A 724-nucleotide genomic window follows, 5' to 3' on the forward strand; every position below is an offset into this window, starting at 1 on the left:
GGGTCCACACCGAGGGCCTCCGCTAGTAGGTAGATGTTGTCGAGCGAGACGTTCGTCACCGTGCGTTCTACTTGGCTTATATAGGTGCGGTGCAACCCGGCGCGGTCGCCAAGTTCCTCTTGCGAAATGTTTTGCGCCGCGCGGATTCTTTTCAAATTTCTGGAAAGACGATTCCGGAGCGCCGCTTGCCCAGGCTTTAACTTTTCGTTCATGGAGCCAGAGCATGGCGGAACGCAGTGTTTGTATCTACAGCCGAAACGTCGACAGAGTTTACATCTACAGAGTTTGCATCTACAATCCTCTCATTGAAGCCTGCGGCCGATGCTGTGGTTGCGGCGACGGCGAGACAGCGCGCTGTCGCAGGCTGCACAGGTCACGCTTGATCGAAAAAGGCGCACCGGGCGACATGAGCGATGAACGGCGGCGGAGCCGTTGTTGAGAGGATTGAAAAGTTCTCGCCCACTCTCGGACGTTAGCTGTTACCTGATTGATAACTCATTGACTATAAGTAACCGGCTCGACCGGTGTTGCTGGTTTCCATCTCGTCCGGCTGTTCCGCAGGGCGGGGTGGAACGGCGGAATTCCGCAACACCGACCGGGCTATTGCAGGGAGTTCGAGAAAATGGAATGCAGTGGCGTATCGGCGGGGGATGCAAGTCATTCTGTTTCACAGCTCCCGTTGCCTGTCCGCGTTTCCGACGTCGCTTGGTTTTATGTGCGTTAC

Annotated in this window: 1 protein-coding gene; it reads right to left on the reverse strand. The window is 55.9% G+C overall.

Annotated elements, in window-relative coordinates; all coding sequences use genetic code 11:
* The coding region (locus J5M67_RS27305) for a helix-turn-helix domain-containing protein (protein ID WP_207888529.1) at positions 1-212 on the reverse strand (212 nt) is incomplete at its 3' end.
* Positions 213-724: the final 512 nt, after the last annotated feature.

Source organism: Pseudomonas sp. 30_B (genome assembly GCF_017491605.1).
GTDB lineage: Bacteria > Pseudomonadota > Gammaproteobacteria > Pseudomonadales > Pseudomonadaceae > Pseudomonas.